Below are 26,870 nucleotides of genomic sequence, written 5' to 3'. Positions count from 1 at the left end.
CAACTCCTGTCGTGGAACGTCGTCCGGTTAAATCGTGTCGGTAAGCGGTTGCCAGAGCGTTATCAGCCCTTGCATCAAACCGCCGCGCCAGCAAAGCGCATCGTGTCCGCCATCAACCTGACGCCAGAAAATAGACTGTGGTGCAGAAGGTAACTGGGCATATAGCGCCTGATTAGCGCGAAAAATAATGGGCTCGCGGATCCCGGCTTCCAGGACAATACGCAGCCCCTGAGCACTGACCTTCCCGATCTTCAGTTGCTCAACGATCGTCCCATCCTGATAACCACCGCGATGCGGCCACCAGTAAGAGCCCGACTGGCTGAGTACGCAGCCAAAGCGCGCGGGCCAGTTTAGCCCGGCATACAGCGATGACAATCCGCCAAAACTTTGTCCGGCGACCACCGTGCGCTGCGGGTCATCACTGAACGCGGTTGTCGTCTTCACCAGCGGCAACAGCTCCTCTTGTACCGCCAACCAAAAATCCGCGTTACACGGCAGTTCGCGGCTACGGTGAGCCGTGTCGATGGCATCAATCAGGAGATAAACGGCAGGAGGAAGGTGCCCACGATGCGTAAGTGAAGTTAGCGCAGGCCAGACCGGCATACTCTGCGCCCAAAACTGTCCGTCCAGCAGGATAGCCAGCGGACGAGATTCCGCTTGGGCCTCACCGGTGGTAAAGACCCATACGCGACGCGTATTACCAAGCCTGGCGCTACACCATTGCAGACACACTGCGGGTGAATCGGGGTTTTCAGGTCGATCCCATCCTGGTTGTACGGGTGCATCAGGCATTTCCAGCGCAGACACCGCGTGGCCACGACCGCCCTGCCAGCTCTGCGAATTAAGGGGGTCAGCAATAGCCTGCGGCAGTAATTGCCGCCAGCCTTCACGCAGCGCGGTTCGGTCAGGCGTTTCGCCCAGCGCCTGCGGCGCAAAAATATCGTTGCGCGCTGTTGGAATAAAACAGTAACTGCCACGCCAGTTGGCGCTGAGGGATACACTCCAGCACCAAATATTCGTTCCATCAATGCGTCGCATCGACTGAGGGGTAGCATTTTGATGGTGGTCGGTGACGCCGGTGATATAAACCCAAACGTGATGAATGGCTGACTCTTTCTCCGTTCCCTGCGGGTCACGCCACCAGAAGGTTACCCGATAATTTCCGTTGTCTTCACGCTCCCACTCCGGGCCTTTTTTTGACTGCCACCACGCCTCGCTTCCCATCTTTAACGTCGTCACCGCCATAACCCCATGTTTATCGTGAAATTTTATGATCTAGCGTGAAATATATTGATAATATTATTGATAACTATTTGCATTTGCAATAGCGTATTGTCGCGCTGTGGGAAGCGCGCACAGTTTTTCACCACTTATAAACCGACCTGGCGCTGCGTACTTTTTCTGGAATGGAGGGTTTACGCGGATGCGGGCGACATCAGGCCAAATGCCGCAACACGGCACATTGGAACTCGTGGCTAAAAGAACAGCAGGACATACAATGAACAACAAGATTCATTCACTGGCCTTATTGGTCAATTTAGGGATTTACGGGGTAGCCCTGCCAGCAATGGCAGAAGATCAAACCGATAGCGCCGCAGTCTCTCATGAAGACACCATCGTCGTTACCGCTGCCCAGCAGAACCTGCAGGCGCCGGGCGTTTCAACCATTACCGCTGATGAGATTCGTAAGAATCCTCCCGCTCGCGATGTGTCGGAAATCATCCGTACCATGCCTGGCGTTAACCTGACCGGTAACTCAACCAGCGGACAGCGCGGCAACAACCGTCAGATCGATATCCGCGGCATGGGGCCAGAAAACACCCTGATTCTGATCGACGGTAAACCGGTTACCAGCCGTAACTCCGTACGCCAGGGCTGGCGCGGCGAGCGTGATACCCGCGGCGATACCGCCTGGGTCCCACCGGAAATGATCGAACGTATTGAAGTGCTGCGCGGTCCTGCCGCGGCACGCTATGGCAACGGTGCGGCTGGCGGCGTGGTGAATATCATCACCAAAAAAGGCAGCAATGAATGGCACGGCTCCTGGGATACCTATTTCAACGCCCCGGAACACAAAGATGAAGGTTCGACCAAGCGGACCAACTTTAGCCTGAATGGCCCATTGGGCGGGGATTTCAGCTTCCGTCTGTACGGTAATCTCGATAAAACTCAGGCCGACGCGTGGGACATCAACCAGGGCCATCAGTCTGAACGTACCGGCACCTACTCCAACACCTTACCCGCCGGTCGTGAAGGGGTAATCAACAAAGACATTAACGGCGTGGTTCGCTGGGATTTCGCCCCGCTCCAGTCACTGGAACTGGAAGCCGGCTATAGCCGCCAGGGCAACCTGTATGCGGGTGACACCCAAAACACCAACACCAACCAACTGGTGAAAGATAACTACGGGAAAGAGACCAACCGTCTTTACCGCCAGAACTACTCTCTGACCTGGAACGGCGGCTGGGATAACGGCGTCACCACCAGCAACTGGGTGCAGTACGAACACACGCGTAACTCCCGTACACCGGAAGGCCTGGCAGGTGGTACTGAAGGGATTTTCGACCCGAATGCGTCACAAAAATATCTCGACGCCGACCTGAGTGACGTCATGCTGCACAGTGAGGTCAGCATTCCGTTAGATCTGCTGGTTAACCAAAATCTGACGCTTGGTACCGAATGGAACCAGCAGCGCATGAAAGACATGTTATCTAATTCACAGACCTTTATGGGCGGTGATATTCCAGGGGCCAGCAGCACTAACCGTAGCCCGTACTCAGATGCAGAGATTTTCTCTCTGTTTGCTGAAAATAACATGGAGCTGACCGACAGCACGATGCTGACGCCAGGTCTGCGTTTCGACCATCACAGCATCGTCGGCGACAACTGGAGTCCGTCCCTGAACCTGTCCCAGGGTCTGGGTGACGACTTTACGCTGAAAATGGGCATCGCGCGCGCCTATAAAGCGCCAAGCCTGTATCAACTCAACCCGAACTACATTCTGTACAGCAAGGGGCAGGGTTGCTACGCCACCGGTTCAGCGACCGGTATTGGTTGCTACATGATGGGCAACGACGATCTGAAGGCCGAAACCAGTATCAACAAAGAGATTGGTCTTGAGTTCAAGCGCGACGGCTGGCTGGCTGGGGTAACCTGGTTCCGCAACGATTATCGCAACAAAATTGAAGCAGGTACGGTACCGTTCGACAGAACGTCTATCACCAACAAAGGGAAGACGACTTACACCGATATCTACCAGTGGGAAAACATTCCTAAAGCGGTGGTTGAGGGCCTGGAAGGTACGTTGAACGTGCCGGTTAGCGAAACCGTTAACTGGACCAACAACATCACTTACATGCTGCAAAGTAAGAATAAAGAGACCGGCGAACGCCTGTCGATTATTCCTGAGTACACGCTGAACTCGACTCTGAGCTGGCAGGCACGCGAAGATTTGTCGCTGCAGTCCACCTTCACCTGGTACGGCAAACAGCAGCCGAAGAAGTACGATTACCAGGGTAAACCGGTAACCGGTAGTTCGGCGAATGAAGTCAGCCCGTACAGCATCGTCGGCCTGAGCGCGACCTGGGATGTGACGAAAAACGTCAGCCTGACTGGCGGCGTGGATAACGTCTTCGACAAACGTCTGTGGCGTGAAGGTAATGCCCAGACCACGGGCGATATTGTAACCGGGAACTATATGGCGGGCGCTGGCGCATACACCTATAACGAACCGGGCCGGACGTGGTTCATGAGCGTTAACACGCACTTCTGATAACGTTTTCCCTCTCCTCGCTGCGGGGAGAGGGAAATTATAACTATCATGCACATCACGCACACACCGCTCACTTTCGCAGACCACACGCTGCACATTGTCGAGTTCGATCCCGCCAGCTTCCATGAGCACGACCTGCTCTGGCTCCCCCACCACACTCAGCTTCAGTCCTGTGGACGTAAGCGTAAAGCTGAGCACTTAGCTGGGCGTATTGCCGCAGTACACGCGCTGCGTGAGTTTGGTCACAAAACCGTACCCGGCATCGGCGCGCAACGCCAACCGTTGTGGCCGCAAAATCTGTTTGGCAGCATCAGTCATAGCGGAACAATCGCCCTGGCCGCGGTATCAACGCATCCCGTCGGGCTGGATATAGAAACTATTTTTACGCAGCAAATGGCGAACGAACTGGTAAGTAGTATTGTCACCAATACAGAAAAAGCGTGGTTGGCTAATAGCGGTCTGTCTGTGGAGCAGGCTCTCACGCTGGCATTTTCCGCCAAAGAAAGTGCCTTTAAAGCAACCCAGGCGTCACAACAATCAGTCGCCGAATTTACGCAGTATCAAATCGTTGAGTTGCAACACAACCAAATGATACTACGTGCTCACAGCCAGGCGTATCGCGTGCAATGGCGGTTCTCGGGTAATGATGTAATCACACTGGCAACAGTGTGAACGTCACAGCAGTTCTCGCGCCTGAGCAGCGATAGCTGCGGCGTCAAAACCATGATGCTGACGTAGCCAGCCACGATCCGCTGCCGCTGCATACTCTCCATCCGGAATGCCTAAACGCTTTAACACCGCCCCGACTCCGCCCTCAGCCAGCACTTCTGCCACCAGGCTTCCCAACCCACCATTAATGTTGTGCTCTTCTACGGTAATCACCGCTTTGCTGCCCTGTAGTGCTGACAACAGGGCTTTGGTATCACATGGTCGAATTGAAGGTACACTGACCACCTTCGCCTGAATACCGGCATCAGCCAACAGCGCAGCGGCATCAACAATTTCATGAACTGTCGAGCCCGTTGCCACCAGCGCCACATGCTCCCCTTCACGCAGCGTCAACACCGCCCCCGGAACAAAACGGTAACTCTCGTCATGAAGTTCCGGCAGTGCTTTTCCATCAAGACGAATATATACCGGTCCCTGATAACCAATCGCATAATCGATAATCTGTCGGCACTCTCGTGGCGAAGATGGGGCGAAAATCTGGATATTGCCGAAGCCTCGCATAATGGCAATATCATCGATCGAATGGTGAGTGCTCGCCAGCGGGCCATAGCTGGCACCGGCATTAAGACCGAATAGCTTCACATTGGTATTGTTGTAGCAAACATCAACTTTAATTTGCTCATTGGCACGGGAGATAAGAAATGGCGCAGCGTTACAGGTGACGGCGACCTTACCGCCAAGTGCAAGTCCTGCCGCCGTTCCAACCATGCTTTGTTCGGCAATACCTACGTTGACCAGGCGACCGGGAAACTGCTTTATAAAAGGAGCAATTTTCGCGGTTGATGTCGAGTCCGCTACGACCGGCACCAGGTCAACACCTTGTTCCACTGCATCAATGAACGCCTGAACCATGACGTTCGCGAGGTGTTCTGCATTACTCATCTTTTAACTCCTCCAGAGCCAGTTCGATCTCTTCACCTTTTGGCACCCGATGGTGCCATTCAGGGCGCCCCTGGATAAACGATATACCCGCGCCTTTCGTGGTATTGGCAATGATGACGTTAGGTTTGCCATCCTGCTTAAGTCCTTCCAGCGTGGCGACAACCGACGCCATATCATTCCCCTGACACTCAGTCACCGTCATACCAAATGCCTGCCATTTTGCGGCAAGCGGATCGGTATTCATGATTTCGCGAGTCGGTCCGGCTAATTGAAGATTGTTCTTGTCATTAATTATGATCAGGTTATCGAGGCCATAATGAGCAGCAGCCAGCGCCGCTTCCCAGTTACTTCCTTCGGCCAGTTCGCCATCGCCTGTGATTAAAAAGATGCGGCGTGAACTGTTACTTTTCTTCGCAGCCAGAGCCAGTCCCACCGCAACAGGTAAACCGTGGCCCAGAGCACCGGTATTCAGTTCAATACCCGGCGTTTTCTGGCGCACCGGGTGTCCGGGAAGATGGGAATTGGCATGTTGATAGGTTTCCAGCCAGTCAACGGGAAAAAAACCCGCCTCCGCCAGAACGCAGTAGTAACAGCCTACCGCGTGACCTTTAGACTGGATGTAGATATCCCGAGCCTCATCAGCGATACGCTCCGGAGCGACATTGAGTATACGAAAATAGAGTGCCGTCAACAGCTCAACTTGAGACAAGTCCGCACCAGTATGCCCACCCGCAGGGCTGTTAGCATTTAATCTAACGATGTGACGGCGAACCGCCCGCGCTTTGCGCTCAAGAGTCTGGATATCATAGTTCCAGGGATTCATTTAGCACCTCTGAATTTATTTTCAATATGGAATATTTATTCCTCGTGGGACTAAAAAAACCAGAATTTCCCATACGTCACATCTTCAGGCTTACGCCGTTGTATCATACTCAGGAACATTCTGCCTCCTTACCGCGACCACACTGACGCTGGTAATAATAAGTTGACCTGTAACCACCATGAATATATATTCACAAATGATTCTTTATTCAATTATGCAACCTAATTTTCGTATTTGTCCATAGCTGTTTTGGAGGATTGGTTAAAGTTAGAGCTTTATCACACTTACCTGTCTTCAATTTTCGCGTATGATAAAACGCATTAAGATAATGGCGGTACGTAAATGATTTTCGAGGAAATATATGGCTAAGCAGGACGAACAACGGCTATTGGTTAAAATCGCTACCCTTTACTATCTTGAAGGACGCAAACAGTCCGATATTGCTCAACTTCTCTCGCTTTCTCAGTCGTTTATCTCCCGCGCCATCACCCGCTGTCAGAAAGAAGGGGTGGTGAAAATCAGCGTTGTTCAGCCCTCAAATATCTTCCTGAATCTTGAAAAAGGGATCGAGGAACGTTACGGCATTAAGCAGGCCATTGTGGTCGATACCGAAGAGGATGCCAGCGACCACACCATCAAACGCGCCATTGGTTCTGCCGCAGCCCACTATCTGGAAACCCGACTACGCCCCAAAGATCTGGTGGGCGTTTCCTCATGGAGTTCGACGATCCGAGCGATGGTGGATGAAGTCCATACGCAGAACCTGAAAGCCGGCGGCGTAATTCAATTGTTGGGCGGCGTGGGTCCTAACGGCAACGTACAGGCCACAATACTGACGCAGACGCTGGCACAACATCTGAATTGTGAAGCCTGGCTGCTGCCTTCGCAGAGTATCGAAGGCTCGGTTGAAGAGAAAAATCGTCTCGTTGCCAGCAAAGATGTCGCCGATGTGATTTCACGCTTTGATAACGTAGACATCGCCATTGTTGGCGTCGGGATCCTCGAACCGTCCCAATTGCTGAAAACATCAGGCAACTACTACCACGAAGATATGTTGCAGGTACTGGCTGATCGCGGCGCGGTCGGAGACATTTGCCTGCATTACTACGACAACAAGGGCCAGCCGGTATTGCAAGATGACGAAGATCCCGTAATTGGCATGGCCCTGGACAAGGTAAAAAAATGCCCGAATGTCGTGGCCCTTGCTGGCGGTACAGACAAAGTCGCGGCAATTAAAGGGGCGTTGAACGGAGGTTATATCGACGTGCTTATTACCGACTATCCTACCGCCCGGATGCTGGTCACCTCCTGATCCTCGATTCGCTGATAGCCTTTGCACGAAAGATAAAAAGCAAAGGCTGTGACTAAAATCTATATATTTCAATGGACTGAAAGGTTTCACCTCGCCTTAATTTATTCTTCTTTCTGTTATTATCCCGTCTATGTAAGTGTGATTCTCAGCACAATTGATGATTTTTTCTGTAGCCCAACGGAAAGATTGTAGCTAAGGTATTAAATAAATAATCAACACCGAATATATATTCAATAATTAAAAAAACGATGTCACAGCCAGGCCTGATGTAGTAATGACGCGACAATGAGGGGGGCTTTATCCTCCAAACCGGGACGCAATGTGACTCAGGAGATAATCTATGTGTGCAGCGAAGAAAGAGTTCATTATTGCGCTGGATGAAGGCACAACTAACGCCAAAGCAGTCGCGCTTGATGCACAGGGCAATGTGGTCGCAAAGTTTTCTCAGCCACTGGCGATTCAGACCCCTCGGGATGGCTGGGTTGAACAATCTGGCGAGGTGTTGATTGATGCTTCTATTGGCGTCATTGCCAAAGCTGTGAATCATGTTGGTGCTGAAAACGTCGCGGCACTGGCTATTAGTAATCAGCGTGAAACCGCCATAGGCTGGTATCGTCAGACTGGCAGACCGCTAAATTCCGCAATCACCTGGCAATGTACGCGCAGCGCGGCTTACTGCGAGGAGCTGCGGCATGAAAATAAAGAACAGCTGATAAAATCAACCACTGGTCTGCCAATCGCTCCCCTTTTTTCCGCATCAAAAATGCGCTGGCTACTGGAATCCGTGACCGATGGGCCACAGTTGGCTGCGCAGGGACAAATTTGCCTGGGAACGATCGACAGTTGGTTGCTTTGGAATTTAACCGCTGGTGAAGCCTTCTGCTGTGACTATTCCAACGCCGCCCGCACACAGTTGCTAAACCTGCACTCTGGGGAGTGGGATGAAGCCATGCTGGCACTCTTCCACATTCCACGCGCCGCCTTACCGGAAATAAAACCCTCCAGTGGATTATTTGGTCATACACGTGGACTGAATGGCATTCCAGACGGCATTCCTGTGATGTCGATGGTGGGTGACTCACATGCCGCTCTGTTTGGCCATGCTCTTGGCGAAATGGGATGCGTTAAAGCAACTTACGGTACCGGGTCATCGGTGATGGCGCCGGTCAAATCAGCCCAATGTGATATTGACGCACTGGCTACCACCATCGCCTGGCACGATGGAAACAGCATCATATACGGACTGGAAGGCAATATCCCACACACGGGTGATGCGGTGGCATGGATGGCAGACAGTACGGGTCTGAGCGAACTTTCGGATGCCGAACTGACCTACGAACTCAACACCCTTCCCGCCTCCGTTGATTCAACCCTCGGCGTTTATTTTGTGCCAGCACTGACCGGGCTTGGCGCGCCATGGTGGGATGACAGTGCCCGTGGAGTCATCTGCGGACTCAGCCGGGGAGTTAAACGAGCACATCTCATTCGTGCCGCACTTGAGTCGATTACCTATCAAATCGCCGATGTTGTAGTTGCCATGCAGCAGCACGATGATTTCAAGTTAACTGCATTAATGGTTGACGGTGGCCCCACTAAAAACGACTGGCTAATGCAATACCAGGCAGACTTGCTTGGTTATCCGGTTATGCGTAGCGATGTGCCAGAACTTTCCGCCATTGGCGCGGCATTACTGGCGCGTAAAGCGCTTTACCCTGGCTCACTGACTGATTTAAAAGCTTTTTTAACCGTACATAGCACATTTCAACCCGACATGGATCGCCATCATCGGTTGCAAAAAAGATGGCAGGAATGGCGCCATGCGGTAAACAGAACATTATGGAAACCGGCCTCGTCCGCCTGACGCCTCACCAGGGAAAAAGCGCGACGTTATTTACCACATATACAGGAGGATACCGGACCATAAAAAATTCAAGCTTTACGTTGTTTCACCGTACCCGACAATAACAACACAGAGAGAACATTGTCATGAAATTACGTTTAACGCTGTTAACTGCTGCAACCCTGACTGCTTTGTCTTTTACTGCTCATGCAGCGGAAAAAGGGACAATCATGATTATGGTGAATTCACTGGATAATCCGTATTACGCCTCAGAAGCAAAAGGTGCCAGTGAAAAAGCCCAGGAACTGGGCTACAAAACCACAATTTTGTCGCACAGTGAAGATGTGAAAAAACAGAATGAATTGATTGATACAGCAATCGGCAAAAAAGTCCAGGGTATCGTTCTGGATAATGCAGATTCAACGGCCAGCGTCGCGGCAATTGAAAAAGCGAAAAAAGCTGGAATCCCCGTCATATTAATCAACCGTGAAATTCCCGTTGATGATGTTGCACTGGTGCAAATTACCCACAATAACTTCCAGGCTGGTTCCGAAGTTGCAAATATTTTCGTCGAGAAGATGGGCGAAAAAGGTAAATATGCTGAACTGACGTGTAACCTTGCCGATAATAATTGTGTTACGCGCTCCAAATCCTTCCACCAGGTTATCGATCAGTTCCCGGATATGGTTAGTGTTGCCAGACAGGATGCCAAAGGTACGCTTATCGACGGTAAACGTATTATGGACAGCATCCTACAAGCTCACCCGGACGTGAAAGGTATTATCTGCGGTAACGGTCCAGTAGCACTGGGCGCTATTGCTGCATTAAAAGCGGCGAACCGCAGCGACGTGGTCGTGGTCGGTATCGACGGCAGCAACGACGAACGTGATGCGGTGAAGGCTGGCACTCTACAGGCAACCGTCATGCTCCAGGCACAGGCTATCGCAGCACAAGGGGTTACCGATCTGGATAACTACCTGCAAAAAGGCATAAAACCAGAAAAACAACGCGTCATGTTCCGCGGAATTCTTATCACTAAAGAAAACGCAGATAAAGTACAGGATTTCAATATCAAGTCCTGATCCCGGGTTGTTGCGCCTCTCAGGAGGCGCAGAGGAGAATATTATGTCTAAAAAAGCCTGGCTTGCGCTGGTCGTGTTGACCGTGGGAGGATGCCGCATCGTCTCGCAGCAGGAACTTGCGGACCTCAAGTCGCCACCGAATCCACACATGGCCAATATAGATCAAACGTGGCAAAACAAAATTGTCCCGCAAATTGTCGGGCAGGCTCGTCCGGTGGCTGATTTACTGATGGCCTTGCAAGCTGAAAAAGATTTTGATAGCGCCTGTAAAAACCTCGGCTATCGTTCCCAGGAAGAGAATCCCTGCATTTTTTACGTACAAGTTGAGGGAAAAATTAGCAATCTGGATACCGCCTCTCGCAATGGGAAAATGACTATCGCCGATAAAAGCGGCAACAACATTATTGTACAGATTGGTCCGACGCTACGCGGCACACAATTACGCGATGCCTTTAAAGGCGCAAGTTATAGTGATTTCAATGACCAGGTATTATTTGGTGAATATGGTCGGGGAATTAACGAACAAGCAATAAAGATGATCCAATCTGCGCAGCTTAAAACCGGCGAGTCAGTACACGTTTATGGTGTTTTTTCTGAGTGGGAGATTCCAGGATCCATCCCGGATATTACACCAGCGAAAATTGAATCTGTAGGAGGACAATAGCATGCAGCAGCAAGATATCGTCACTCCTCATTCCGTCGAATCTGAAGTTATTATCGAAACACACGATTTATCGCGTGTTTACCCTGGGGTAGTGGCGTTAGATAGCGTCAACTATCGGGTATATCGGAATAAAGTAAACGTGCTGATCGGAGAAAATGGTGCGGGTAAGTCCACCATGATGAAAATGCTTGCTGGTGTCGAAAGCCCTTCTTCCGGGCACATTATTATGGATGGCACACCCGTTACATTAAATTCGACCCATCAGGCCGAAAAACTGGGTATCAGTATTATTTTTCAGGAGTTGAATTTATTCCCAAACATGAATGTCATGGATAATATTTTCATGGCAAACGAGTTTTTTCAGAAAGGGAAAATCAACGAAAAATACCAATACGCTCTGGCAAAATCCTTACTGGAAAGACTCGAACTGGATGTTGATCCGTATACGCCACTGGAAGAATTAGGGATCGGTCATCAGCAACTGGTCGAGATTGCGCGTGCGCTCTCCAAAGATACCCGTGTTTTAATCATGGATGAACCAACCTCCGCCCTCAGCCAGTCTGAGGTGAAAGTGTTGTTTAACGTCATTGAGCAACTCAAGCGACGCGGCGTCACCATCATCTATATATCCCACCGTCTGGAAGAGTTGATGGAAATTGGTGATTACATCACGATTTTCCGCGACGGCCGTTTTATCAGTGAACGTCCAGTCAATGATGCCAGTATTCCGTGGATCATTGAACAAATGGTAGGTGATAAGAAAAAACATTTTGATTATCAACCCGCACCAAAAGGTGAAACGGTTCTATCCGTACAGGGTCTCACAGCCCTTCATCCGAGCGGCGGCTATAAGCTTAATGACGTGACATTTAGCCTCAGTAAAGGCGAAGTCATCGGAATCTATGGTCTGCTGGGCGCAGGACGAACTGAACTGTTCAAAGGCCTGGTGGGACTCATGCCCTGCCAGAGTGGGAGCGTGCAGCTTAACGGCGAATGCATTGATAAAGCCCATTTTCAGTCACGTCTTAAAAAGGGGCTGGCGCTGGTGCCTGAAGACCGACAGGGTGAAGGCGTTGTTCAGATGATGTCGATTCAGTCCAACATGACGCTGTCTGACTTCAGCCTGCAAGGCTTTCGCCGTGCCTGGAAATGGCTGAACCCGCACAAAGAGCAGGCCAGTGTGAAGGCAATGATCCAGCAACTGGCTATCAAAGTGAGCGATCCCGAATTGCCTATCACCTCATTAAGCGGCGGTAATCAGCAAAAAGTGGTGCTGGGTAAGGCATTGATGACGCAACCGCAGGTGGTTTTCCTTGACGAACCTACCCGAGGCATTGATGTGGGCGCGAAAACCGACGTGTATCACCTTATTGGCAAAATGGCGCAGCAAGGGCTGGCGGTGATGTTCTCTTCATCAGAGCTGGACGAAGTGATGGCGCTGGCGGACCGTATTCTGGTGATGGCCGATGGCCGAATCACCGCTGATGTCCCCCGTCATGCGGTCACCCGCGAGGCATTAATCGCGGCTTCTACACCTCAAGATTAATCAGGCTGGAATCCATCATGAACCAGAAATATATGATTTATATGTACCTGCTGAAGGCCAGAACGTTTATCGCACTGCTGCTGGTTATCGCATTCTTTAGCGTGATGGTACCTAATTTCCTGACCACCTCTAACCTGTTGATCATGACCCAGCACGTCGCCATCACAGGCTTACTGGCAATTGGTATGACGCTGGTGATACTGACTGGCGGTATCGATCTGTCCGTCGGGGCGGTAGCGGGTATTTGCGGTATGGTTGCAGGCGCCTTGCTTACCAACGGTCTGCCCATCTGGGGTGGCAACATCATCTTCTTCAACGTACCAGAGGTCATAATCTGTGTTGCCCTCTTCGGCGTTGTCGTTGGTTTTGTCAACGGTGCCGTCATCACCCGTTTCGGCGTTGCACCGTTTATCTGTACGCTCGGCATGATGTACGTTGCCAGAGGGTCTGCTCTTCTGTTTAACGACGGCAGCACTTACCCAAATCTGAACGGCATGGACGCGCTGGGCAATACCGGTTTTGCCACGCTGGGTTCAGGTACTTTGTTGGGGATTTATCTTCCTATCTGGCTGATGATTGCCTTCCTGTTGCTGGGCTACTGGGTAACCACCAAAACCCCATTAGGCCGCTACATCTACGCGATTGGAGGGAACGAATCCGCCGCACGTCTGGCGGGTGTCCCTATCGTAAAAGCGAAGATCTTTGTCTACGCCTTCTCCGGTCTGTGTGCCGCTTTTGTTGGGCTGATTGTGGCTTCACAACTGCAAACCGCACATCCGATGACCGGCAACATGTTTGAGATGGATGCCATTGGCGCAACTGTGCTGGGTGGAACTGCCCTCGCGGGAGGACGTGGACGTGTCTCCGGCTCCATTATCGGTGCCTTCGTAATTGTCTTCCTCGCCGATGGCATGGTGATGATGGGCGTCAGCGACTTCTGGCAAATGGTCATCAAAGGTGTGGTTATCGTCACCGCCGTTGTTGTCGATCAGTTCCAGCAAAAGCTGCAGAACAAAGTCATTCTGATGCGTCGCCACGACGAAAAGCTGGCGGCAGCACCCTCAGTAAATACCGTATCCAGTTAAGCAGCAACATTCCGCCGGGCATCTTTTGCCCGGCCCATACAGGGGATAAAAATATGCAACGTGATTTTCATGGTAAGACAATTGTCATCACTGGTGCTTGTCGAGGGATTGGCGCAGGTATCGCCGAACGTTTTGCCCGCGACGGCGCAAATCTGGTGATGGTATCTAATGCAGAGCGCGTCCACGAAACAGCGGAACAGCTTCGTCAGCGCTATCAGGCAGATATTTTATCTTTGCAGGTGGATGTCACCAATGAAGCGCAGGTGCAATCTCTGTACGAGCAGGCCGCAGCGCGCTTTGGCACCATTGATGTCTCAATTCAAAACGCGGGTGTTATCACCATCGACTATTTCGACCGCATGCCGAAAGCAGATTTCGAAAAAGTCCTCGCCGTAAATACCACTGGCGTATGGCTCTGCTGCCGGGAAGCCGCAAAATATATGGTTAAGCAAAACCAGGGCTGCCTGATTAATACCTCTTCCGGTCAGGGACGTCAGGGTTTCATCTATACCCCACACTACGCCGCCAGCAAGATGGGCGTAATTGGCATTACGCAAAGTCTGGCCCATGAGTTAGCGCCATGGAATATCACCGTCAACGCCTTTTGCCCGGGGATAATCGAAAGCGAAATGTGGGATTACAACGATCGTGTCTGGGGCGAGATTCTCAGTACAGATGAAAAACGCTATGGCAAAGGTGAACTGATGGCGGAATGGGTTAAAGGCATCCCAATGAAACGCGCGGGCAAACCTGAAGATGTCGCCGGGCTGGTCGCTTTTCTCGCCTCTGACGATGCGCGTTATCTCACCGGACAAACCATCAACATCGATGGCGGCCTGATTATGTCTTAATGCCCGCCAGGGTATCTGTTAAGAGAGTCATCACTATGATTGCAAAAGATTTTGCTCAACAACTGTTTAATCTTGAGGGGCGCGTCGCTTTTGTTACTGGCGCAGGCAGCGGCATCGGTCAGACTATCGCCTGCGCACTCGCCAGCGCGGGCGCACACGTAGTCTGTTTTGATTTGCGCGAAGACGGCGGGCTGAACGCGACCGTTGATACTATTACCTCTATTGGCGCCCAGGCTGCGCTCTATACGGGTGATGTCCGTCAGCTTAGCGACCTTCGCGCCGCGGTAGCCCTGGCGAAGGAACGCTTTGGTCGTCTGGATATTGCGGTCAATGCCGCAGGCATTGCCAACGCCAACCCAGCGCTGGAAATGGAAAGCGAGCAGTGGCAACGCGTTATCGACATTAACCTCACTGGCGTGTGGAATTCCTGTAAAGCCGAAGCGGAACTGATGCTGGAATCCGGTGGTGGCTCGATTATTAACATCGCATCCATGTCCGGAATTATTGTTAACCGAGGTCTTGAACAAGCCCATTACAATAGCGCTAAGGCTGGGGTCATTCATCTGTCAAAAAGCCTGGCGATGGAGTGGATTGGAAAAGGGATCCGCGTGAATTCTATCAGCCCTGGATATACCGCCACGCCGATGAACACTCGACCGGAAATGGTTCATCAGACGCGGGAGTTTGAAAGCCAGACGCCGATTCAGCGCATGGCAAAAGTGGAAGAGATGGCGGGCCCGGCACTCTTTCTGGCCAGCGATGCTGCTTCATTTTGCACCGGTGTAGACCTGGTTGTAGATGGTGGATTTATCTGTTGGTAAACAGCATTACGCCCGCAGCCATGGTTAGCTGCGGGCATTAATTTATTCTCCGCTACAGGCAGCCAGCGTTTTTCGTTGCCGGCCGTTTTCATCAAAGTTGTCGGCAGCCAGCCAGCGCTGTAACACGGCGTCACACTGGGGCCATTCGCCGTCAATCATCGATAACCAGTCGCTGTCGCGATTACGCCCCTTGCGCACAATCTTCTGGCGAAAGCGTCCTTCGAAGATAAACCCAAGGCGCTCAGCCGCCCGACGGGAAGCCGTGTTCAGGGAATCACATTTCCACTCCACGCGACGATAGCCCAACGCAAACGCCTGGCGCAGCAGCAGCCAGATACTTTCGGTGCCGAGTACCGTATTTTTCATGCGCGGTGACCAGGTCACATGACCAATTTCGACCGAACCGTGCTCTCGTTCAATCGCCATAAAGCACACTAGTCCAACGGCACGTCCGGAACGCTGCTCAATGACGGCATAGGGAACCAGAGATGCATCAGTAGCTTTCCCCTGAACCCAGCAAGCTGCGGCCTCAACGCTTGTGGGGCGAGAGCTGGCAAGCCAGGTCCAGTCGCGATCGTCCGGTGCCTGCGCATAGGCATCAAACAGATCGGCAGCATGGCTGTCGGCATCCAGAGGAACCAGTCGACAATATTGCCCTGTAAGCGTTTCCCGTGGCAGCACGGCGGCGCCATTCCAGCCCGGCACAACATCGCCGACGGTCTGTCCATAAAGATTTAGTTCCGGCACCTTTCAACCCCTTTTGCGAAGTAAAAAATAGTTATAACACCGGCCATTTCGCCTTCAAAGCGTCGCCAGAAGATTTTGACAACGAACAGAAAATCAGCAGCGCTTCTATACTCTAAGGATTCAATCAACGCTGAAGAGAACCCTATGCCACTACCCGATTTTCATGTTTCTGACCCTTTCACGTTAGGCATTGAGCTGGAAATGCAGGTAGTCAATCCTCCGGGCTACGACCTGAGCCAGGATTCTTCCCGGTTGATTGACGCCGTAAAGCCGCTGCTTACCGCCGGAGAAGTAAAGCACGATATCACGGAAAGTATGCTGGAGATGGCGACCGGGGTTTGTCGCGATATCGACCAGGCGAGTGCTGAATTATCCGCCATGCAGCAGGTAATCTCGCGGGTTGCTGCAAAGCATCACCTCGCCATCTGTGGTGGTGGTACGCATCCATTTCAAAAATGGCAACGTCAGGAAGTGTGCGATGACGAACGCTATCGACGCAACCTGGAAAATTTTGGCTATCTTATCCAGCAGGCGACAGTGTTCGGCCAGCATGTGCATATCGGCTGCGCAAACGGCGATGATGCCATTTATCTCCTGCACGGGCTGTCGCGGTTTGTTCCCCATTTTATTGCGCTCTCCGCCGCCTCACCTTATATGCAGACGTCCGACACGCGGTTTGCCTGCGCGCGACTAAATATATTCTCCGGATTTCCCGATAATGGCCCGATGCCATGGGTGAATAACTGGCAGGAATTCGAGGGGCTATTCCGTCGGCTGGCTTACACCAGCATGATTGACAGCATTAAAGATTTACACTGGGATATCCGCCCCAGCCCGCACTTTGGCACAGTAGAGGTTCGGGTAATGGATACGCCGCTGACCCTTGATCATGCAGTCAATATGGCAGGGCTTATTCAGGCTACCGCCCACTGGTTACTCACCAAACGCCCGTTCAAACACCAGGAGCGTGATTACCTGCTGTATAAATTCAACCGTTTCCAGGCTTGCCGCTTTGGTATGGCGGGAATCGTCACCGACGTCAACACCGGCGACGGCTGCCGCTTGTCAGATGACACATTGCGGCTACTGGAGAATATCGCTACCTCTGCAGATAAAGTGGGCGCGACCAGCGCGATTGAAGCTATAGGCCTGCAGGTTAAAAATGGTCATGATGAAGCACAAAATATGCGTGATTTCGTCGCCGACGGCGGGTCGTTGAGTGGTCTGGTGAAAAAGCATTGTGAGATTTGGGCAGGGTTGTAAGCGTGGGAATTTGCGTTGCCCGCAGAGATCCCGGACAATGGCTTTTTAACTCAAGTTTAACAATGCTATGAAACATCCGCTTGAATCACTGATGACCGTCGCAGGGATCCTGCTGCTGGCTTTTTTGTCCTGCCTGCTGCTACCCGCCCCCTCGCTTGGCCTGCTGTTGGCGCAAAAGGTCGTCACCACCTTTCATCTGATGGATCTCAACCAGTTTTATACTTTGCTGTATTGCCTGTGGTTTTTACTGCTGGGGGTGCTTGAGTATTTGCTGTTGCGCTTCATCTGGCGGCGCTGGTTCTCGCTGGCGGATTAGGCCCGCGAGAACTCTTCGTCGTTAATGCGTTCGGCTATGATTTTCTTTGCGATAAGCACCCGGCGGCTGGCTGAACGTACGGGTGAAAATACGCGTAAAGGTCTGCTGCGAATCAAATCCGTACTTCAAACAAATGTCGTACACTTTCTGGTCGGTATCGCGTAGATCGCGCGCCGCCAGCAGCAGCTTACGCTCACGGATGTAACGCCCGAGGCTTTCACCTTTGTACTGCATAAAGAGACGCTGCAGGTGCCATTTGGAATATCCCGCATGGCGCGCAATATCATCAATGCGCAATGGCTGATTCAAATTATCATCAATCCATTCAACAATCGTATCAATTACCTGAGCAGAAATCGTCATCATGCTCTCCCCTGTATTCATTGAGTCGCCTGTTGCCACCAGGCCGTAAACGGTTGGTCCGGTTCGGACAGTACTACCGGTTCACCCAGCATGGGCGTCAGCAGGCGGTAATCCTGATGACGGCTGGCAAGCGCCAGTCGTTTGTAAGGATCATCCCAGGTATGTTTCGCCAGAACGAAACGGCCGGCATGCCCTGGCAACACGGCTTTCGCATGCAAATCTGCCGCGGCCTGTGCCGTCTCTTCCGGCATCATGTGAATAAACTTCCAGTCCTGGTCATACTGACCGTTCTCCATAATCGCCAGGTCAACCGAGCCAAACTGCTCGCCAATGGCTTTGAAATGCGGTCCATAGCCGGAATCGCCACTGTAATAAACGTTCTGCTCCGGCGTTTCGAACATGAAGCTCGCCCATAGCGTTTGGTTGCGCTTGATACCGCGTCCCGAGAAATGACGAGCAGGCAGCACATGAACGATCAGCGAATCCGTCACTCTGACAGACTGATTCCAGTCGCGCTCTTCGATTATCTCGCTGCGCATCCCCCAGTAACGCAGATGCGATCCGACGCCGAGCGGCGTAATCACCCGCTTAATTTTCGGCATTAGCGCCTTGATAGTGGCGAGATCCAGATGGTCATAGTGATCGTGCGAGATGATGAGCAGATCGATCTCCGGCATCGTCTGCGCACTCCACGGATAATCTCCGGCGAAGGCTTTATTCAGGAATGAAAACGGTGCGGCATAATTGCTAAACACCGGATCAATCAAGATACGCTGACCCGCCAGCTGTAAATACCACGAGGAGTGGCCGAGCCAGACCAGCGTATCCTGCAGCGGCGCAAGCCCGGCGAGATCGGTCGCCACCAGCGGTAACGGCTGCGCCGGACGCGCATTTTCACGCTTTGCAACCAGAAACTCCCACCAGGCCGCCAGCATACCTTTGTTGCCGGTATAGCCCGGTGTCGGCACCTGGTTATGAAACTGTCCATCACGATAGTGTGGTGACTGTTCAACCTGACTCAGTTGTGCCCCTTGCGGTGCCTGACCAAACCCGGCATTGAGTACAAACGGTAAACTTGCAGCTGCGGCAATAAGCATAATAACAACCACACAAACTGTGAGACGCTTCATATCCTGACCTTAAACGCGCCCCCTTTCCGCTGGTTTGCGCGACTGACTCTTGATTATGAGTGAGTAAGCACTCATTATAGAAATCGAAAGTTCGCCGTCAAGATGATTTTCAATCTTTGACATTCGCCGTTGCGGTGCAGCAAAGGCCGTGATTCAATCATGTTTTTTACAGACTTAAGGGTAAAGTGTAGTGGCTCGTCCGAAGAGTGAAGACAAAAAACTGGCATTACTGGAAGCTGCAACCACAGCATTTGCACAATCAGGTATTGCGGCCTCTACCGCCGTGATAGCCCGCAATGCAGGGGTTGCGGAGGGAACCTTGTTTCGCTATTTCGCGACCAAAGATGATTTGATCAACGAGCTTTACCTCTTTTTGAAGCAAGATCTTTGTCAGTCGATGATGGCAAATCTGGATCGCTCAGTGACCGATGCCAAAACCATGACTCACTACATCTGGAACAGCTACATTAGCTGGGGCCTGAACCACACCTGCGGGCATCGCACGATTCGCCAGTTGGCCGTCAGCGAGAAAATCAGCAAAGAAACAGAACAACAGGCTGACGATATGTTCCCGGAATTACGCGATCTTTGTCATCGTTCCGTACGACCCGAGTTTATGTCTGACGAGTATCGCGCCTTTGGCGATGCGTTGTTTCTTTCTCTGGCGGAGACCACCATGGAGTTCGCCGCCCGCGACACGGCCCGCGCAAAAGACTATATATCGATGGGGTTTGAAGCCATGTGGCGCGCACTGACCCGCGAGGAAAAATAATGGACGGCCAGACCCTGCATGCCTGTGCGAAGCGCCTGGCGCTCGAACAGCCTTTTACCGAACACTGCTGGCCATTCGGCCCGGAATACGACGTCTTCAAAGTCGGCGGCAAAATTTTTATGCTGGTCACTGAGCTTCGCGGACGCCCGCTGGTTAACCTGAAATCAGACCCGCAAAAGTCACTGTTAAACCAGCAGATCTACCCCAGCATTAAACCCGGCTATCACATGAATAAAAAACACTGGATCTCGGTCTACCCTGGCGACGACATTACCGAATCATTACTGGCAGAGCTGGTGAATGATTCATGGCACCGCGTCGTAGACGGTCTGGCGAAGCGGGATCAAAAACGTCTACGTCCAGGTTGATTTATCGTTAACCCCGATAAGTGTTTTTGCATTTTCCTGTCTTATCTTTTTCCCGCTAACCCTGTACCCTGCTGAAACAAAACGCACCCGCAGGGTATAAAAAATCACCAGGAGTAGTTATGGATATTGTTTCTGTCGCCTTAAAACGTTACTCCACTAAGGCATTCGATCCGAATAAAAAACTGACCGCTGAGCAGGCCGAAAAATTAAAAACGCTGCTGCAGTTTAGCCCGTCCAGCACCAACTCTCAGCCATGGCACTTTATTGTCGCCAGCACTGACGAAGGTAAAGCGCGTGTAGCTAAATCCGCAGCCGGCGGTTTTGTATTCAACGAACGCAAAATGCTGGATGCTTCCCACGTTGTGGTGTTCTGCGCCAAAACGGCGATGGACGATGCGTGGCTGGAGCGCGTGGTGGATCAAGAAGAGAGCGATGGTCGTTTCGCTACGCCTGAAGCTAAAGCCGCAAACCATAAAGGCCGTACCTTCTTTGCCGACATGCATCGCAAAGAGCTGAAGGATGACAACCACTGGATGGCAAAACAGGTGTACCTCAACGTCGGTAACTTCCTGCTAGGCGTTGCGGCTATGGGCCTGGATGCTGTGCCGATCGAAGGCTTTGATTCAGCGGTCATGGATGCAGAATTTGGCCTGAAAGAGAAAGGTTTCACCAGCGTAGTGGTGGTTCCGGTGGGTCATCACAGCGTAGAAGATTTCAACGCCGCACTGCCGAAATCTCGTCTGCCGCTGGAAACGACACTGACGGAAGTCTAATCCTCCGCATTTGCATAAGCTCCGCACAGCGGTCATCATAGACCGCTGTTTATTAAGGAGACGTTATGCAGGAATTGATATCTCAGGTAGAAGAACTCGGCATTGAAATAAATCACACCACCTCATTGGTGATGATTTTTGGCATTATTTTTATCACCGCCATTATTGTTCACGTTATTTTGCACTGGGTGGTATTACGCGCATTTGAAAAGCGTGCCAGCGCCAGCTCCCGCCTGTGGCTACAAATCATCACGCAGAACAAGTTATTTCACCGGCTGGCATTCACCCTACAGGGTATCATTGTCAATATACAGGCCGCACTCTGGCTACAGAAAGGCAGCGAAGCAGCAGAAATATTAGTGACCTGCGCTCAGCTGTGGATCATGATGTACGCCCTGCTGTCCCTGTTTTCCCTGCTGGACGTTATTCTCAATCTGTCGCAAAAACTCCCTGCCGCATCGCAATTACCGCTAAAAGGCATATTCCAGGGCATCAAACTCATCAGCGCAATTCTCGTCGGAATATTGATGATTTCCCTGCTGATTGGTCAGTCACCGGCAATACTGATAAGCGGTCTGGGCGCCATGGCCGCCGTGTTAATGCTGGTGTTTAAAGATCCAATCCTCGGACTGGTTGCCGGAATACAACTTTCAGCCAACGATATGTTGAAGTTGGGTGACTGGCTGGAAATGCCGAAATATGGTGCCGATGGCGCGGTTATTGATATTGGCTTAACCACCGTGAAAGTGCGCAACTGGGATAACACCATCACCACTATCCCAACCTGGTCACTGGTCTCAGACTCTTTTAAAAACTGGAGTGGAATGTCGGCTTCCGGTGGGCGGAGAATAAAACGCAGCATCAGCATCGATGCCACCAGCATCCATTTTCTTGATGAGGATGAGCGCCAGCGTCTGCATAAAGCCCACCTGCTGAAACCGTATTTAACAACACGTCACCAGGAAATTGACGAGTGGAATCAGCAATTAGATGCGCCTGAATCGGTATTGAATCACCGCCAGATGACGAATATTGGCACCTTCCGCGCTTATCTGAACGAATATTTGCGTCATCATCCGCGTATTCGCAAAGATATGACGTTAATGGTACGCCAGCTTGCGCCGGACGATCACGGTTTACCGATCGAAATTTATGCCTTTACTAATACGGTAGTCTGGCTGGAATATGAAAGTATTCAGGCTGATATCTTCGACCATATCTTTGCCGTGGTCGAAGAGTTTGGTTTACGCATTCATCAGTCGCCTACCGGAAACGATATTCGCGCACTGTCTGGCGCGTTTCAGCGATAAACCGGACAGAGAGAAAATGGCCGATCCCATTATTAATATGAGATCGGCCATAGCTTAGCGAGGTTTACGACGCAACAGTTTGAAGGCAACAAACAGGAACAGGATCCACACCGGCAGCAGGATAGCTGACAGGCGCATTTCATCCATCGTACACATCAGCACCAGAATCATGCCAAGGAAAGCAATACACAGGTAGTTCCCTGCCGGGTACAGCAGTGCTTTAAACTGCGTGTCACGTCCCTTACGTCGCATCGCCGCCCGGAACCGCAGATGCGCCAGGCAGATCATAATCCAGTTCAGCAGTAACGTCGCCACCACCAGCGCCATCAGCAGGCTAAAGGCCTTTTGCGGCAGAACATAGTTGATCAGGACCACCAGTGACGTAATAGCGCCGGAGAGGATCAGTGAGTTCACCGGTACGCCACGACGGCTGACGCGGGTTAAGAACTTCGGCGCGTTCCCCTGAACCGAGAGACCAAATAGCATACGACTGTTAGAGTAAACACCACTGTTATACACCGACAGCGAAGCCACAAGAATGACAAAGTTCAGCGCAGAAGCCACCACGTTGCTGTCAAGATTATGGAAAATCATCACGAACGGGCTGCTGTTGGATTTCACCTCTACCCACGGGTAGAGCGCTAACAGCACCACCAGAGAACCGATGTAAAACAGCAGAATACGGTACACCACCTGGTTTACCGCCTTTGGAATGCTTTTCTGCGGGTCCTGCGCTTCTGCGGCAGTAATCCCGATAAGCTCCAGTCCGCCAAAGGAGAACATAATCACCGCCAGCGACAGAATTAATCCGTTCCAGCCGGTAGCAAAAAAGCCGTTGTAACGCCACAGGTTATCGATGCTTGCATGTTCCCCGCCGTTACCGGAAAACAGCATCCACACGCCAAAACCAATCATGCCGATAATGGCCAGCACTTTAATCAGCGCGAACCAGAATTCCGTTTCGCCATACAGACGTACGTTGACCAGGTTGACGGCATTGATGATCACGAAAAATGCCGCGGCCCAAATCCAGGTTGGGACATCGGGCAACCAGTACTGCATATAGATCCCGGCCGCTGTAAGTTCCGCCATACCGACCAGCACAAACATCACCCAGTAGTTCCAGCCGGACAGAAAACCCGCGAACGGTCCCCAATATTTATAGGCAAAATGAGCGAAGGATCCGGAAACGGGTTCTTCCACTACCATTTCGCCCAGTTGACGCATAATCAGAAAAGCGATGAACCCGGCAAAGCCGTAACCCAGTAACACCGCAGGTCCCGCCATCTGAATAGCCGGACCAATGCCCAAAAACAGGCCCGTACCAATTGCACCGCCCAGCGCAATTAACTGAATATGGCGGTTTTGCAACCCTCGTTGAAGCGTCGGCTCGTTCGTCGACGCGGCATCAGACACGCTGGTGTCAGATGCAGTTGACGCGTTTTTCACGCCCTTCCCCTGTGTCGTTTTTATTGAAGGGGCTTCTTTTAACATTTCAACCTGGTTGTCGCAAGGCGCAATCGATTGGATGCGCCGGGCTTCCTTGCCCAACGCACCGAGGCTCGGGAGAAAAACAATAAAAAGAAGGCGAGTTGTTATTGTTTATTCAAGTCAATACGTACCACGTTATCTGGCGCAGACGTAGAGTGGTCTTTATTAAATTTTTGCTTCACCGTCACAAACAGCGTTTGTCCATCCGCCGAGAGCAGCAGGCTGTTTGGGTTAGGGGGTAAATCCCAACTTTTCTTCACGCTGTAATCAGTCGCATTCAGGCTGAGCAATTTCCCTGAATCACGCTGCGTAATATAGATTTCGTTGCGTTTTGCGTTGAATTTCACCGCCAGCGAATCACCCACATCCAGTTTTTTCAGCAGGTTACCCGTATGAATATCCAGAACCAGAGTGGTTTTCGCTTTTGAGTTGTCGGTGACAAACAGACGACCCGTTTGTGCGTCCTCCGCCATATTCAGCAGCAGCGCAGGTTGTTCACCCAGCGGCTGCCAGCGTTTCTCAACACGCTGATTACGCGGATTGATGACGAGAATTTCACCGCCGCCGTTAGCTGCATAAATTCGCTGCGTCACCGCTGAATAATGCAGTCCGGTCATCCATTTACCCGTGTTTTTAATGCGGGTTTTCAGCTTCAGGGTTTCGGCGTCAACCACCCAAATCACCGCCGGATCCGCCACGGCGCCAATATAGAGCAAACCGTTATGCAACAGCACCTGACGGGCGCCATACGGGAAACCTTCTGAGTTACGTTCCGGGAACAGTACGCGATTTTTCACCTTGCCGTCAGCGGTATTCAGCGCGCTCAGGCCACCGTCCAGTGAGTTGGTGACATACACCGTTTTACCGTCCGGCGAGATAGCCATACCAAAGTTTTTCATATCGGTATGACTCAATCCAAGCGTTTTGAGCGTTTTCGGATCCAACTTGTAAACCACGCCGCCCTGCACATCTTTAAATCCTTCGGCGCTGGCAACGTACAACGCATCCCCTGCCGGGCTAAGCGCCATTTCATATAACCCATCCGCCAGCGCGCGTTGCTGTACATCGGTAACGGCAGGTTGTGCTGTTTTTTCCGTAACGCTGACGTTGCTGGCTGGCGTGGAGTGCGCCGCACAACCGCTTAACGCCGCAGCAATCAGCAATGCCAGCGCGGATGTTGTTTTTTTCATTGTCGGGATCCTTACCAGAAGTAATACAGAGAGTTAACAACAAAAGAGAATGAGAACTATACGCATTATCTTTTTTGAATCAAGAATAATTACCCGATAATAAAAAACATGAAACAGAGGTTTGAAGATGCAAACAGGTGCGCGCGACTTCCGGTTTTTCATAATTACAGTGAATTATTCTGGACGAAAAGGCATCGCAGGCCACAGAATGCGCTTTACTGTTTTTCTAACATTTTCAAACGGGTGAACCGGCTGTGTTTTAGTCACTCGTTTTTGAGCCAGGCCAGGCAACGACTGTCATGAATAAGATCATTAAACGACTGGAAATCGTCAAAAGCGCTATTGAACTGGAAGATGAGGAAATTATTTTCCAGCAGGTAGAACATCTGAAAAATGAGCCTTTATCCGTCGTGCCAGGCACCATTGTGCAGGCGATCGAAGAACGACGCTTTAGTGATGCCCTGCGTGAAATCTCAGCCTGGCTGCAATCTCAACGGGCAGTCTCTACGTGGCAGGATCCCGCCATTGCCGCCAGTAAGCTGGAACTTAAAGCGCTCGAAACACAGCTGCGTGACCTGATCGATAAGCGCAACACGCGCATTCAAATCCTCGATGATTTCAACGATCTGTATCATCTTCGCCTTGGACCGCTAATGAGCCGGATCCTCGAGTTACGTAAACAGCTCGCCGCCAGCGCCCAGCGTAAACAGGAAGCGGAGCGAAAACGTCGGGAAAAAGACTATCAGTCCTGTCAGCACTATATTTCCCAGGCTGTTGATCAACTTGCCAGGCTCAAGCAGCACTGGATGAACCTTAATTCAGATTCGCGCGAATCGGTGGAAACACGCCAACGTATTCAGCAACAAACGGAACTGATTACCGCCCTGCTGGCGGAGATTCGTGAGTTGGAAAACGACTTTTCTCGCCAGGACGACAGCGCAACCCGCCAGGCTCAGGAAGAGGCCAGCCATGAATATGATGAATTTCAGGAGCAGCAGCAGGATGCGCAACATCGTTATAACCGTGACCAGCGACTTTCATCTGATGAACGTAACGAGTTAAAACGCCTGTGGCGTCAGGCCAGCCGTCTTTGTCATCCGGATGTGGTGGCAGATTGTCTGAAAGAGAAAGCGCATCAGATGATGGTTCAGCTTAACCAGGCGCGCCAAAATGCCGATCTTGCCGCCGTTCGGGCGCTACTGACTCAATTACAAAGTGGCCTCGAACCGATGATGGCGAGTGACCGATTGAACGATCTGCAGCATTTACGCAGCAAAATACAGCAGCTCAGAGAACAAATTAATGCGCTGCTCAAAGAAATTACCGAACTGGAAGCTGAGAACGCCTGGCGGCTTGCCACCTCCGTCACAGATAAAGAGGCCTACTTCTGCGATCAACAACGGGCGCTTACGGAAATCCGCAATACGCTGGAACAACAGGTGCATCAGGTTGAACAGGACCTGTTGGCGGGCTAAGCGTTATCAGCAATGCAATCAGAAAAAATAACCTCTTCAGGTGAGATTTTAAAATTAAGCACAAAAAGCCCAAAATAGGATAATTCCCTAAAAACTTAACACCACTAAGAATTATCGACCTGAAAATTCTAATTTCAGGTCGATAACTACAAATTGAGCGATATTTCTCTCTTCCCCCTGGCTCCCCTTCTCTTTGTCCTGGTCTTGATTAAGAATTCTCCTGGTCACCAATCATCTCATCAAGAAAAACAGGTATCTGTATGAA

The 26,870-nt window shown here is 51.4% G+C and carries 25 protein-coding genes; 17 read left to right on the top strand and 8 right to left on the bottom strand.

What is annotated here, in order from left to right; all coding sequences use genetic code 11:
- Nucleotides 1–27: 27 nt before the first annotated feature.
- Nucleotides 28–1,245, bottom strand: a complete 1,218-nt coding sequence (fes, locus tag LA337_05875) for an enterochelin esterase (protein ID UBI17225.1) — start codon at nucleotides 1,243–1,245, stop codon at nucleotides 28–30.
- 253 nt (nucleotides 1,246–1,498) lie between these two features.
- Here fes and LA337_05870 point away from each other — a divergent pair, with 253 nt between their 5' ends.
- Complete coding sequence (locus LA337_05870; GenBank protein ID UBI17224.1) at nucleotides 1,499–3,772, top strand: TonB-dependent siderophore receptor; 2,274 nt, start codon at nucleotides 1,499–1,501, stop codon at nucleotides 3,770–3,772.
- Nucleotides 3,773–3,820: 48 nt separating this feature from the next.
- Entirely contained in the window at nucleotides 3,821–4,444 is a 624-nt protein-coding gene (gene entD, locus LA337_05865) for an enterobactin synthase subunit EntD (protein UBI17223.1), read from the top strand.
- A gap of 3 nt (nucleotides 4,445–4,447) precedes the next feature.
- Here the strand turns inward: entD and LA337_05860 are convergent, their stop codons facing one another.
- On the bottom strand, nucleotides 4,448–5,383 hold the full coding sequence (locus LA337_05860; protein ID UBI17222.1) for a transketolase family protein: 936 nt from the start codon (nucleotides 5,381–5,383) through the stop codon (nucleotides 4,448–4,450).
- Nucleotides 5,376–6,206 carry a transketolase gene (locus LA337_05855; protein ID UBI17221.1) on the bottom strand — a complete coding sequence of 277 codons (831 nt, stop codon included), beginning with the start codon at nucleotides 6,204–6,206 and terminating at the stop codon, nucleotides 5,376–5,378. The genes LA337_05860 and LA337_05855 overlap by 8 nt, the downstream gene beginning before the upstream one ends.
- A 361-nt stretch (nucleotides 6,207–6,567) precedes the next feature.
- On the opposite strand from LA337_05855, the gene LA337_05850 reads away from it, so the two are divergent.
- The 8 genes from LA337_05850 to LA337_05815 all read left to right on the top strand — a co-directional run bounded on the left by LA337_05850 (nucleotide 6,568) and on the right by LA337_05815 (nucleotide 15,407).
- The gene (locus LA337_05850) at nucleotides 6,568–7,518 is read left to right on the top strand and encodes a sugar-binding transcriptional regulator (GenBank protein UBI17220.1); all 951 of its coding nucleotides are present in this window, start codon (nucleotides 6,568–6,570) and stop codon (nucleotides 7,516–7,518) included.
- Between the two features lie 340 nt (nucleotides 7,519–7,858).
- A complete protein-coding gene (locus tag LA337_05845; protein ID UBI17219.1) occupies nucleotides 7,859–9,379 on the top strand; it encodes an FGGY-family carbohydrate kinase in 1,521 nt (506 codons plus the stop codon).
- 125 nt (nucleotides 9,380–9,504) lie between these two features.
- Nucleotides 9,505–10,440 (top strand): D-ribose ABC transporter substrate-binding protein, encoded by a 936-nt coding sequence (locus tag LA337_05840; protein UBI17218.1) that lies wholly within the window; start codon nucleotides 9,505–9,507, stop codon nucleotides 10,438–10,440.
- 43 nt (nucleotides 10,441–10,483) lie between these two features.
- Nucleotides 10,484–11,104 (top strand): DUF2291 domain-containing protein, encoded by a 621-nt coding sequence (locus tag LA337_05835; protein ID UBI17217.1) that lies wholly within the window; start codon nucleotides 10,484–10,486, stop codon nucleotides 11,102–11,104.
- Nucleotide 11,105: 1 nt separating this feature from the next.
- On the top strand, nucleotides 11,106–12,650 hold the full coding sequence (locus tag LA337_05830; GenBank protein UBI17216.1) for a sugar ABC transporter ATP-binding protein: 1,545 nt from the start codon (nucleotides 11,106–11,108) through the stop codon (nucleotides 12,648–12,650).
- Between the two features lie 17 nt (nucleotides 12,651–12,667).
- Entirely contained in the window at nucleotides 12,668–13,735 is a 1,068-nt protein-coding gene (locus tag LA337_05825) for an ABC transporter permease (protein ID UBI17215.1), read from the top strand.
- 53 nt (nucleotides 13,736–13,788) lie between these two features.
- Nucleotides 13,789–14,586 (top strand): SDR family oxidoreductase, encoded by a 798-nt coding sequence (locus tag LA337_05820; GenBank protein ID UBI17214.1) that lies wholly within the window; start codon nucleotides 13,789–13,791, stop codon nucleotides 14,584–14,586.
- Nucleotides 14,587–14,621: 35 nt separating this feature from the next.
- Entirely contained in the window at nucleotides 14,622–15,407 is a 786-nt protein-coding gene (locus LA337_05815; protein ID UBI17213.1) for an SDR family oxidoreductase, read from the top strand.
- 42 nt (nucleotides 15,408–15,449) lie between these two features.
- On the opposite strand, the gene LA337_05810 is transcribed toward LA337_05815, so the two are convergent.
- Nucleotides 15,450–16,154, bottom strand: a complete 705-nt coding sequence (locus LA337_05810; GenBank protein ID UBI17212.1) for a GNAT family N-acetyltransferase — start codon at nucleotides 16,152–16,154, stop codon at nucleotides 15,450–15,452.
- 144 nt (nucleotides 16,155–16,298) lie between these two features.
- Between LA337_05810 and LA337_05805 the strand changes: the two genes are divergently transcribed.
- Together LA337_05805 and LA337_05800 are read left to right on the top strand one after the other, a co-directional pair.
- A complete protein-coding gene (locus tag LA337_05805; protein UBI17211.1) occupies nucleotides 16,299–17,417 on the top strand; it encodes a glutamate--cysteine ligase in 1,119 nt (372 codons plus the stop codon).
- Nucleotides 17,418–17,484: 67 nt separating this feature from the next.
- On the top strand, nucleotides 17,485–17,733 hold the full coding sequence (locus LA337_05800; GenBank protein ID UBI17210.1) for a DUF1158 domain-containing protein: 249 nt from the start codon (nucleotides 17,485–17,487) through the stop codon (nucleotides 17,731–17,733).
- A gap of 21 nt (nucleotides 17,734–17,754) precedes the next feature.
- On the opposite strand, the gene LA337_05795 is transcribed toward LA337_05800, so the two are convergent.
- Together LA337_05795 and LA337_05790 are read right to left on the bottom strand one after the other, a co-directional pair.
- Nucleotides 17,755–18,096: a RamA family antibiotic efflux transcriptional regulator gene (locus LA337_05795; GenBank protein UBI18409.1), complete on the bottom strand. Its 342-nt coding sequence runs from the start codon at nucleotides 18,094–18,096 to the stop codon at nucleotides 17,755–17,757.
- 17 nt (nucleotides 18,097–18,113) lie between these two features.
- Complete coding sequence (locus LA337_05790) at nucleotides 18,114–19,226, bottom strand: MBL fold metallo-hydrolase (protein ID UBI17209.1); 1,113 nt, start codon at nucleotides 19,224–19,226, stop codon at nucleotides 18,114–18,116.
- Nucleotides 19,227–19,416: 190 nt separating this feature from the next.
- Here LA337_05790 and LA337_05785 point away from each other — a divergent pair, with 190 nt between their 5' ends.
- From LA337_05785 to LA337_05770, 4 genes are all read left to right on the top strand, one after another.
- Complete coding sequence (locus LA337_05785) at nucleotides 19,417–19,998, top strand: TetR/AcrR family transcriptional regulator (protein ID UBI17208.1); 582 nt, start codon at nucleotides 19,417–19,419, stop codon at nucleotides 19,996–19,998.
- Nucleotides 19,998–20,366, top strand: coding sequence for an MmcQ/YjbR family DNA-binding protein (locus tag LA337_05780; protein UBI17207.1), 369 nt, complete (start codon nucleotides 19,998–20,000; stop codon nucleotides 20,364–20,366). Before LA337_05785 ends, LA337_05780 begins: the two co-directional genes overlap by 1 nt.
- Nucleotides 20,367–20,485: 119 nt before the next feature.
- Nucleotides 20,486–21,139 (top strand): oxygen-insensitive NAD(P)H nitroreductase, encoded by a 654-nt coding sequence (gene nfsB / locus LA337_05775; protein ID UBI17206.1) that lies wholly within the window; start codon nucleotides 20,486–20,488, stop codon nucleotides 21,137–21,139.
- A 65-nt stretch (nucleotides 21,140–21,204) separates the two neighbouring features.
- Nucleotides 21,205–22,449, top strand: a complete 1,245-nt coding sequence (locus LA337_05770) for a mechanosensitive ion channel family protein (protein ID UBI17205.1) — start codon at nucleotides 21,205–21,207, stop codon at nucleotides 22,447–22,449.
- Nucleotides 22,450–22,503: 54 nt separating this feature from the next.
- Here the strand turns inward: LA337_05770 and pheP are convergent, their stop codons facing one another.
- Nucleotides 22,504–23,898 carry a phenylalanine transporter gene (gene pheP, locus LA337_05765; GenBank protein UBI17204.1) on the bottom strand — a complete coding sequence of 465 codons (1,395 nt, stop codon included), beginning with the start codon at nucleotides 23,896–23,898 and terminating at the stop codon, nucleotides 22,504–22,506.
- A 146-nt stretch (nucleotides 23,899–24,044) separates the two neighbouring features.
- Complete coding sequence (locus tag LA337_05760) at nucleotides 24,045–25,130, bottom strand: YncE family protein (protein ID UBI17203.1); 1,086 nt, start codon at nucleotides 25,128–25,130, stop codon at nucleotides 24,045–24,047.
- Nucleotides 25,131–25,429: 299 nt separating this feature from the next.
- Here LA337_05760 and LA337_05755 point away from each other — a divergent pair, with 299 nt between their 5' ends.
- Nucleotides 25,430–26,605, top strand: a complete 1,176-nt coding sequence (locus LA337_05755; protein ID UBI17202.1) for a DnaJ family molecular chaperone — start codon at nucleotides 25,430–25,432, stop codon at nucleotides 26,603–26,605.
- Nucleotides 26,606–26,870: the final 265 nt, after the last annotated feature.

Origin of the sequence: Citrobacter europaeus (assembly GCA_020099315.1) — a bacterium.
GTDB lineage: Bacteria > Pseudomonadota > Gammaproteobacteria > Enterobacterales > Enterobacteriaceae > Citrobacter > Citrobacter europaeus.
The sequence above is the reverse complement of the archived record's forward strand: the minus strand, read 5'-3'. Positions and strand labels throughout refer to the sequence as shown.

Bases quoted from the DNA above. Each gene is read 5' to 3' on its own strand.
- fes (UBI17225.1), bottom strand. From the start codon at position 1,245: ATGGCGGTGACGACGTTAAAGATGGGAAGCGAGGCGTGGTGGCAGTCA.
- LA337_05870 (UBI17224.1), top strand. From the start codon at position 1,499: ATGAACAACAAGATTCATTCACTGGCCTTATTGGTCAATTTAGGGATT.
- entD (UBI17223.1), top strand. From the start codon at position 3,821: ATGCACATCACGCACACACCGCTCACTTTCGCAGACCACACGCTGCAC.
- LA337_05860 (UBI17222.1), bottom strand. From the start codon at position 5,383: ATGAGTAATGCAGAACACCTCGCGAACGTCATGGTTCAGGCGTTCATT.
- LA337_05855 (UBI17221.1), bottom strand. From the start codon at position 6,206: ATGAATCCCTGGAACTATGATATCCAGACTCTTGAGCGCAAAGCGCGG.
- LA337_05850 (UBI17220.1), top strand. From the start codon at position 6,568: ATGGCTAAGCAGGACGAACAACGGCTATTGGTTAAAATCGCTACCCTT.
- LA337_05845 (UBI17219.1), top strand. From the start codon at position 7,859: ATGTGTGCAGCGAAGAAAGAGTTCATTATTGCGCTGGATGAAGGCACA.
- LA337_05840 (UBI17218.1), top strand. From the start codon at position 9,505: ATGAAATTACGTTTAACGCTGTTAACTGCTGCAACCCTGACTGCTTTG.
- LA337_05835 (UBI17217.1), top strand. From the start codon at position 10,484: ATGTCTAAAAAAGCCTGGCTTGCGCTGGTCGTGTTGACCGTGGGAGGA.
- LA337_05830 (UBI17216.1), top strand. From the start codon at position 11,106: ATGCAGCAGCAAGATATCGTCACTCCTCATTCCGTCGAATCTGAAGTT.
- LA337_05825 (UBI17215.1), top strand. From the start codon at position 12,668: ATGAACCAGAAATATATGATTTATATGTACCTGCTGAAGGCCAGAACG.
- LA337_05820 (UBI17214.1), top strand. From the start codon at position 13,789: ATGCAACGTGATTTTCATGGTAAGACAATTGTCATCACTGGTGCTTGT.
- LA337_05815 (UBI17213.1), top strand. From the start codon at position 14,622: ATGATTGCAAAAGATTTTGCTCAACAACTGTTTAATCTTGAGGGGCGC.
- LA337_05805 (UBI17211.1), top strand. From the start codon at position 16,299: ATGCCACTACCCGATTTTCATGTTTCTGACCCTTTCACGTTAGGCATT.
- LA337_05800 (UBI17210.1), top strand. From the start codon at position 17,485: ATGAAACATCCGCTTGAATCACTGATGACCGTCGCAGGGATCCTGCTG.
- LA337_05795 (UBI18409.1), bottom strand. From the start codon at position 18,096: ATGACGATTTCTGCTCAGGTAATTGATACGATTGTTGAATGGATTGAT.
- LA337_05790 (UBI17209.1), bottom strand. From the start codon at position 19,226: ATGAAGCGTCTCACAGTTTGTGTGGTTGTTATTATGCTTATTGCCGCA.
- LA337_05780 (UBI17207.1), top strand. From the start codon at position 19,998: ATGGACGGCCAGACCCTGCATGCCTGTGCGAAGCGCCTGGCGCTCGAA.
- nfsB (UBI17206.1), top strand. From the start codon at position 20,486: ATGGATATTGTTTCTGTCGCCTTAAAACGTTACTCCACTAAGGCATTC.
- LA337_05770 (UBI17205.1), top strand. From the start codon at position 21,205: ATGCAGGAATTGATATCTCAGGTAGAAGAACTCGGCATTGAAATAAAT.
- LA337_05760 (UBI17203.1), bottom strand. From the start codon at position 25,130: ATGAAAAAAACAACATCCGCGCTGGCATTGCTGATTGCTGCGGCGTTA.
- LA337_05755 (UBI17202.1), top strand. From the start codon at position 25,430: ATGAATAAGATCATTAAACGACTGGAAATCGTCAAAAGCGCTATTGAA.